This is a genomic window from Xanthomonas sp. SHU 166 (assembly GCF_000364685.1).
Classification (GTDB): Bacteria; Pseudomonadota; Gammaproteobacteria; order Xanthomonadales; family Xanthomonadaceae; genus Xanthomonas_A; species Xanthomonas_A sontii.
Map to the genome: position 1 here is coordinate 1 of NZ_AQOJ01000114.1, position 7,879 is coordinate 7,879.

Annotated in this window: 4 protein-coding genes; 1 reads left to right on the forward strand and 3 read right to left on the reverse strand. The window is 70.7% G+C overall.

Annotated features, from left to right (window positions below):
- Window positions 1-242: 242 nt before the first annotated feature.
- Entirely contained in the window at window positions 243-1,406 is a 1,164-nt protein-coding gene (locus D180_RS04675) for a hypothetical protein (RefSeq protein WP_017911883.1), read from the reverse strand.
- Window positions 1,407-1,987: 581 nt separating this feature from the next.
- Here D180_RS04675 and D180_RS04680 point away from each other — a divergent pair.
- On the forward strand, window positions 1,988-3,679 hold the full coding sequence (locus tag D180_RS04680) for an AarF/UbiB family protein (RefSeq protein ID WP_017911885.1): 1,692 nt from the start codon (window positions 1,988-1,990) through the stop codon (window positions 3,677-3,679).
- Window positions 3,680-3,794: 115 nt separating this feature from the next.
- Here D180_RS04680 and D180_RS04685 read toward each other — a convergent pair whose 3' ends face one another.
- Both D180_RS04685 and D180_RS04690 read right to left on the reverse strand, forming a co-directional pair.
- On the reverse strand, window positions 3,795-6,173 hold the full coding sequence (locus tag D180_RS04685) for a DUF3772 domain-containing protein (protein WP_017911886.1): 2,379 nt from the start codon (window positions 6,171-6,173) through the stop codon (window positions 3,795-3,797).
- Window positions 6,174-6,405: 232 nt separating this feature from the next.
- Window positions 6,406-7,428, reverse strand: a complete 1,023-nt coding sequence (locus D180_RS04690; protein WP_017911887.1) for an NAD(P)H-quinone oxidoreductase — start codon at window positions 7,426-7,428, stop codon at window positions 6,406-6,408.
- Between the last annotated feature and the right edge of the window lie 451 nt (window positions 7,429-7,879).

Genomic DNA, 7,879 nt, shown 5'->3' on the forward strand with positions numbered 1-7,879 from the left:
CGAAGCGGTGGCGCGGGCGTTCGCGGCGTGGCGGTGAAGCGGCCGGTCGGGTCGGCCGATGCGGTGCGAGGCAGCTATGGGTCAATCGGGACGGCAGGCGTGTTCGGAAACGCCTGTCGCGGCTGAAGCCGCTCGTACAAGGCTTGCGGCGAGCTGTCCGAGCGCACTGTGGGAGGGACTTCAGTCCCGACGCGCGCAAGCCAAAATCGCCAGTTGCTTCGGAGCAACGCCCCGTCGCCCCCCTACTCCGCCGACGCCGCGTCCAGCACCTGCGCCACCGCCTGCAGCGAGCCATGCACCGAACCGGACTGCAGCGCCAGCGGCTGGGTCTTGCCGCGCACCACCACCTCCATGCGCTGCGGCACGCCCTGCGCGTTGCCGACGATGCGGTAGGTGGTGTCGCCACGCGCAAAGCTGAGCAGATGGCGGTCGGCGTCGTAGTCCATCGCCTCGCCCTGCGCGTCCGGATACAGCAGGTCCACCCGCTGCTGCGCGCCGATCGCCGCATAGAACGGCTTGCTGCTGCCGCCGTCGCCGACATTGGCGAACACCACGATGCGCTTGCCAGCCGGCGCCAGGCGGAACTCGAGCAGGATCTTGCGCTCGCCCGCGGTGGTGCCGCCCTGCTCGTCCCACAGGTAGTGGGTGTCGGCCACGCGCTTGCCGGCACGGTCGCGGTACACCGTCTCCTGCGCCAGGCCCGGCCCCTCGCTGCGCGCATCCTCCACCACCTCGCGCTCCAGCAGCGGCGCGCCGTCGCGTACCGAATACGTCGCGTACTGGTGCCAGCAGCAGCCGTCCTTGGTCATAGTGTGGAGTTCGCGCGCCTGCGCATCCACCTCGAACAGGCCGCAGTTGCTCTGCGCCAGCTCGGTGAAGTCCGCATCGGCCTCGAAGCCGTCGGCGGTGCCCAGGTACACCTGGTAGGACGGGCCGTGATAGCAGCTGTTCTGGCCGTCCATCACCGCCAGATCCTTGATCCCGTCGAAATTGAAATCGTCGTAGATCAGCACGCTCTGCTCGCCGTACGGCAGCTCGTGCACATTGGCCTTGACCTTGCCGCTCTTCGCATCGGTGTCCACCACCAGCTCCGGCGAGGCCACCTCGAGCAGCGGCGTGGCGTTGCCGCGGGCGAACACGCGCACGATGCCGGGACGGAACACCTCGCCGCTGTCCTCGATCTCCAAGGTGGCGCGGTAGCGATCGGAGAAGTCCTGCAGGTCGTAACGGCGGTGCGTGGTGGCGGCGAAGGCCTTGGCGTCGAAGTCGTCGCCGGCATACCGCTGGGTCTGCGTCGCGGCGGTCGCGGTCGCGGTCGACGACAACAGCACGAGCAGCAAGGCCAGGCGTGCACGCGCCGACAGCACACGGGCATGGCCAACGGCATGCGAGACGATGAAGGACATGGTGGCGTTCCTGGCGACGGGCAACGGAGGCCAAGGGTAAGGCCGGCCGTGGCGGCCGGCCAGAGGCCAGCGGACCTCGGCGCGTCAGAACAGCGCGCGTGCCAGCGCCCGCAGCGCCGTGCGCGCCTCGGTGGCAATGCCGCCGCCGTCCTCGCCCAGCCAGGCCGCCACGAGCAGCACCACGGCCACCCCAGCCGCCAGCAGCGCGAGCCGACGCCACCTCATCGGTCGAGAGCCCTGCCGAACAGGTAAGGTGCCGGTGCAGCACGTCGCGTGGCTGGCGTCATCTGCCATCGGTCGACGCACCACGACCGTCCGTTGCATCCCTGCCCGCTCACCGCCATCGCCACTCACCCCGCTGCACTGCGCGCTGTTCTCTGGCTCTCGTTGCGGGGCAGGATACGCCGTGGGTGCGTCGTCCCAGCAACGGCCGCCGCCGCGCTGGCCGACAGCGCCGTCGCCGACCTTGCCGCCGGCACCACGCCCGCGCACCTGCGATCCACGACGCGCAGCGGGATTCACCACGCGACGACCAAGCCGTCGCCACACTCGAGCGCGCCCATCCTTGCCCGGAGCCCACCTTGAGCGCGACGCCCGACGCTGCGGCCACCCCGCACGTGATCGGCGGCCTCAGCCGCCGTACCCAGATCCTGCGCCTGCTGCTGCGCTACCGCAGCTCCGGGGTGTTTTCCGGCATGGACATGGAGACCGCCCAGGGCGAGCACGAGCTGCCGCCGGAAGGCACGCCCGAACAGTTCGTCACCGACCTGGAGGCGCTCGGGCCGACCTTCGTCAAGCTCGGGCAAATGCTGTCCACGCGCCCGGACGTGGTGCCGCCGGAGTTCGCCACCGCCCTGGAGCGGATGCAGGAGAACACCACGCCGATTCCAAGCGAACGCATCCGCGAGATCGTCGAGGCCGAGCTGGGCGTCGGCATCAACAAGGCCTTCTCCGCCTTCGACGACACCCCGCTGGGCAGCGCCTCGCTGGCGCAGGTGCACCGCGCCGCGCTGCGCGACGGCACCCCGGTGGCGATCAAGGTACAGAAGCCCGAGGTCGCCGCGCAGGTGCGCGCGGACCTAGAGGTGCTGCGCAGCTTCGCCAGCGCCGCCGACAAGCTGACCGGGCTGGGCCGGCGCATCCGCTTCGCCGACTGGCTGGCCGAGTTCGGCAAGGCGCTGCTGGCCGAACTGAACTACGAGGCCGAGGCCGAGAACCTGGCGCGCTTCGGCGAGCACCTGCGCCCGTTCCCGCAGCTGTGGGTGCCGCAGCCGGTGTGGGACCTGAGCAGCCGCCGCGTGCTGACCATGCAGCTGGCCGAAGGCGTGCGCGTGGACAAGATCTCCGGGCTGCGCCGCACCGAGCAGCCGATGGACGACCTGGCCGCGGCGCTGGTGCGCGGCTACCTGGACCAGATGTTCGTGCACGGCGAGATCCACGCCGATCCGCATCCGGGCAACCTGCGCGTGCTCGCCGACGGACGCCTGGCGATCTTCGACCTGGGCATGGTCGCGCACGTGCCGCCGAAGCTGCGCGAGCGCCTGCTCAAGCTGCTGTTCGCCGCGGTCGACGGCCGCGGCGAGGAAGTGGCCGAGGAAACCATCGCGCTGAGCACGCGCCTGGAGGACTTCGACGAGGAGCGCTACCAGCGCGAGACCGGGCAGATGATCGCCCGCTACGCGGCGCACGATGCGATGTCCGAAGGCCGGGTGGTGCTGGACCTGGTGCGCATCGCCACCGCCTACGGGCTGCGCACGCCGCCGGAGCTGAGCCTGCTCGGCAAGACCCTGCTCAACCTGGAAGCGGTGTGCCGCGCGCTATCGCCGCACCTGGACACCCGCGTGGTGGTCGAGGACCAGTTGCAGCACGTGATGCGCGCGCGCCTGAAGAAATCGCTGTCGGCGGCCAACCTGGCCAGCGAGGCGATGGAGCTGCAGGCGCTGCTGCGCGAAGGCCCGCGCCGACTCTCGGACATCCTCACCCTGGCCGCGGAGAACCGCCTGCAGGTGCGCGTGGCCGGGCTGGAGGAATCGCGGCTGATGGAGAGCCTGCAGAAGATCGCCAACCGCGTCGCCGCCGGCATCGTCACCGCCGCGCTGATCCTGGCCTCCACGCAGATGATGCGCATCGACACCGGCAGCAAGCTGTTCGGCTACCCGGCGATCGCGATGGTGCTGTTTCTGCTGGGCGTGATTCTGGGCCTGGGTATCGTGGTCAGCGCCGTGCTGTTCGACCGACGCATCCGCGCGCGCGAGGAACGCGGGAGGCGCTAGAAGCTGGGAGTGGGGAATCGGGAATGGGGAATCGCAGGAGCGGCTTCAGCTGCGACCTGCGGCGCCGACAGCTGGCGGCCGAAGCCGCTTCGCGCTCCACCACTCCCCGATCCGGCTACTCCCGCGGATCGCGTAAAAGCTTCACTTCCTGCGGCGACTCCAGGGCGATGCCCTCCTCGGCCAGGCGCTGCAGCAGGGCGAAGAACAGTTCGCTGCGGGTGCCGTAGGTCAGCCGCGGCGAGGCCACGTAGGCGAAGCTGTTGAGGGTGACGTGGCCGTTGGCGATGGAGTCGATGAACACCGACGGCGCCGGGTCGTCCAGCACGCCCGGGTGTGCCGCGTACAGCTCCAGCAGCAACGCGCGCAGCTTGGTCACGTCGGTGCCCAGCGAGACCGCGAACTGGATCTGCACCCGGCCCAGCGGCCCGGCCAGGGTCATGTTGCGCAGGGTCTTGGTGATCAGTTCGGAGTTGGGGACGATCAGGGTGGAGCGGTCGCCGACCTGGATCTCGGTGGCGCGCACGCTGATCCGGCGCACATCGCCTTCCTGGTCGCCGATCTTGATCCAGTCGCCGATCTTGACCGGGCGCTCGGCGAGCAGGATCAGGCCGGACACGAAGTTCTGGGTGATCGACTGCAGGCCGAAACCGATACCGACCGACAGCGCGCTGACCACCAGCGCGATCCGCTCCAGGCCGATGCCCAGCGCGGCCAGCGCCCACAACGCCGCCAGGATGATGCCGACATAGCGCGCCACCGTGCTGATCGAGTTGCGCGAGCCGTCGTCCAGTTCGGTCTTGGGCAGGTAGGTCTGGGTCAGCCAGCGATGCAGGTACTGCATGACGCCCAGACCGAGCAGCAGCACCAGCACCGCGCGGGCGATCGCGCCCGGATACAGCACCACCTTGTCGCTGAGGCGGATGCCATCGGACAGCAGCGAGAACCAGTCCGAGACGATCGAGACGTTGGTGCCGAACGGCATCAACAGCGCGCCGACGCCGATCAGCAACAGCACCACCCGTATCAGTGCCGAGGTCAGCACCCCGGCCTGCTCCAGGCTGCTCGAGCGCACCCCGAACGCGCCATTGGCGGCGCGGCCGATGCGGCCTTCGCTGGCGAACAGCCACAACGCGAAGTCGTCGGCGAAGGTCATCAGCAGGCGGATCGCGCCGACGATCATGGTGATCCAGATGATCTGCCGGGTGATGAACAGGCCCAGGTGCAGATAGCCCAGCAGCGCCGCCAGCAGCGCCACCACCACCGCGACCTTGACCAGCACGCCGATCAACGCCAGCGCACCGCCGTGCTGCCCGGGCGGCGGCGGTTGCGCATTGGCCAGGGCCTGTGCCGCCGCTTCGGCGTACTGGCGCCGGCGCAGCCGCGACAGGCTGGTCAGGGTGGCCAGGATCAGCACGCCGTAGACCAGCGCGATCACCCCGTCGGCGGCGACGGTGGCCGAGTCGCTGGTGCGCGCGGCCTGGTTGATCACCAGCAGCATGCTGCTGAGCCAGGCCAGCGCCGCGGTGGCCCAGGTGTACTTGCGCAGGCGTCGCGCGGTGGCGTCGTCGATCGGGAACAGCCGCCAGCTCGGCTGGTTCGGCAGCAGCACGCTGGCGCCGAGCGAGCCCATGAAGGCCGCGGCGAAGCTGACCACCACGAAGCCGTTGAGCACTGCGTCCAGGCGCTCCGGCACCGCATCGATGCTGCGCAGCGCCTCGGCCAGGGCCAGCGCGGCCAGGCCCGGGGTCAACGTGCCCAGCAGCAGGAACCAGATCGCCAGACCCGACCGGCGCAGGCGGCTGCCCGGCGCGCGCGACACCGCATAGCGCTTGCCCAGCCAGCGCAGCAGGTAGCGCAGCGGGAACAGCAGGATCAGCGCGATGGCGATGCCGACGCCAAGCGCGCCGCTGCCATGCTCGGCGATCGCGTCCTGCAGCGACTGCATGCCGAGCGTGTACAGCGCCAGCAGCTTGGCCTGGTCGTCGGGGAAATCGGCGGCGATCTGCTTCCACAGCGCCGGCGACAGCGGCGACGGCGAGCGCAGCGACAGCTCCTGGCTGAAATGCTCGGCGCGCGCGCGTTCGATCTCGTCGGCCAGCTGCCGCGCCTCCACCACCATCAGCTTGCCGCGCTTGACCCCCGAGTCCAGGCTGTCGCGTTGCTTGGTCAGCGCCTTGCGCTGCGCAACGATGTCGGGGGAGTCGCCGGTGGCGGCCGCACCGAGTTGCTGCAGGCGTGCATTGACCTGCGCCAACTGCTGCGAGAGCGCATCGGCGGCAGTCTGCGCATCGTTGGAGGCGTCGGAGACCTGCGTGACCAGGTCCTGGAAGGCGGCCTGGTTGCCGGCATCCACTTCCTTGCCGCGCGCGTCCTTCAGCGACTTTGCGGCGTTGTCCAGCAGGGTCTGCGGGTCCGGCGGTGCGTCGGCGGCGTCCTGCGGCTGGGCCGACGCCACCGCCGCGCACAGCCACAACAGCAGCAGGGCGTAACGCAACAGGGAAGATGGAGACGCGGAACGGGGCAGCAGGCGCACGCAGGGACCGGCACGGGCAAGCGCGGACCACCGCGCGTGCGGCGCACTATACGGCGCGGTGCTTGAACCGGGCCAGCGGCGGGCGCGGTCACGCGTGCCGTGTGGGCGCGCCGGCGCCTGCGCCGGCTGCCTGTCGCGACCGAAGCGCGCCGCTCCTACGACGGCGGGCGGGTCGCCACGACCGATATCCGGTTCACCGCGCGTCCGTCGTCAGCACGATCTTGCCGATATGCGCGCTGGATTCCATCAACGCATGCGCCTGCGCCGCCTCCTGCAGCGGGAAGCAGCGGTCCACCTGCGGCTTGATCCGGCCCTGCGCCAGCAGCGGCCACACCTGCTGCTCCAGTTCGCGCGCGATCGCCGCCTTTTCCATCACCGAGCGCGGACGCAGGGTCGAGCCGGTGTGGGTCAGCCGCTTGGCCAGCAGCGGCATCAGGTCCAGTTCGCGCACCTTGCCCTGCTGGATGCCGATCTGCACGATGCGCCCGTCCAGCGCCGCGGCCTGGTAGTTGCGCGCCAGGTAGTCGCCGCCGATCAGGTCCACGATCACGTCGGCGCCGCGACCCTGGGTGAGGCGCTTGGTCTCGGCGACGAAGTCTTCCTCGCGATACAGGATCGCCGCCTCCGCGCCCAGCGCCAGGCTGGCCGCGCGCTTGTCGGCCGAGCCCACGGTGCTGATCACCCGCGCGCCGAAGGCCCGCCCGAGCAGCGTGGCCACGCTGCCGATGCCGGAGGTACCGCCGTGCACCAGCAGGGTCTCGCCGGACTGCAGGCGGCCGCGCTGGAACACGTTGGTCCACACGGTGAAGAAGGTTTCCGGCACCGCCGCGGCCTCGGTCAGGCTCAGCGCCGCCGGCACCGGCAGGGCGTTGCGCTCGTGCACCACCGCGTATTCGGCATAGCCGCCGCCGGCGACCAGCGCGCAGACCTGGTCGCCCAGCCGGTAGCGCTCCACGCCCTCGCCCAGGCCGACCACCTCGCCGGCGAACTCCAGCCCCGGCAGCGGCGAGGCGCCCGGCGGCGGCGGATAGCTGCCCTGGCGCTGCATCACGTCGGGACGGTTGACGCCCGCCGCAGCCACCCGCACCAGCAGTTCGCCGCGCCCGGGGTGCGGTAGCGGCACGCGCACCGGCACCAGCACCTCGGGCGCACCGGGCTGGCGGATCTCGATCGCGGTCATGGTGTCGGGCAACGCGGCGGCGTGGGTCGGGGACATGGTGGGGTCCTGGCAAAGAGCGCGGCGCACGCAGGCGCAGACGCGTGGGGGAACCGCGATGATCGACCTTCCGCGCTGAGGGGTCCGTGACGGCGGGCGATGTTCGCGATGAAGTGCACGAAAGACCTGCCTGGTCCTCTCAGGCCGTCTGCAGTCGGGACGGAAGTCCCTCCCACAGTGCACCGGGCAGGCTCGCCGTAGGCCCCTGTGGGAGCGACTTCAGTCGCGACGCGCGTGACGATGAACGCCAGTCACTTCCAACGCCAACGGTGTCGAGGCGTAACGCTCCGCTCACGCAAGCGCTCAAGGTAGGCGGCGCCTACTCGCCCACTGGCGCCGCCTGCGCCGGCCACTCGGTCATCGCCGGCACGGCAGCCTCGATCCGCTGCGGATCCAGCCGCGCCTGCAACGCCGGCAGGGCGATCGCCAGCGGGCAGCGCAGGCGGCCGCC

Coding starts and splice junctions, on each gene's coding strand:
- D180_RS04675 (WP_017911883.1), bottom strand. CDS start 1,406: ATGTCCTTCATCGTCTCGCATGCCGTTGGCCATGCCCGTGTGCTGTCG.
- D180_RS04690 (WP_017911887.1), bottom strand. CDS start 7,428: ATGTCCCCGACCCACGCCGCCGCGTTGCCCGACACCATGACCGCGATC.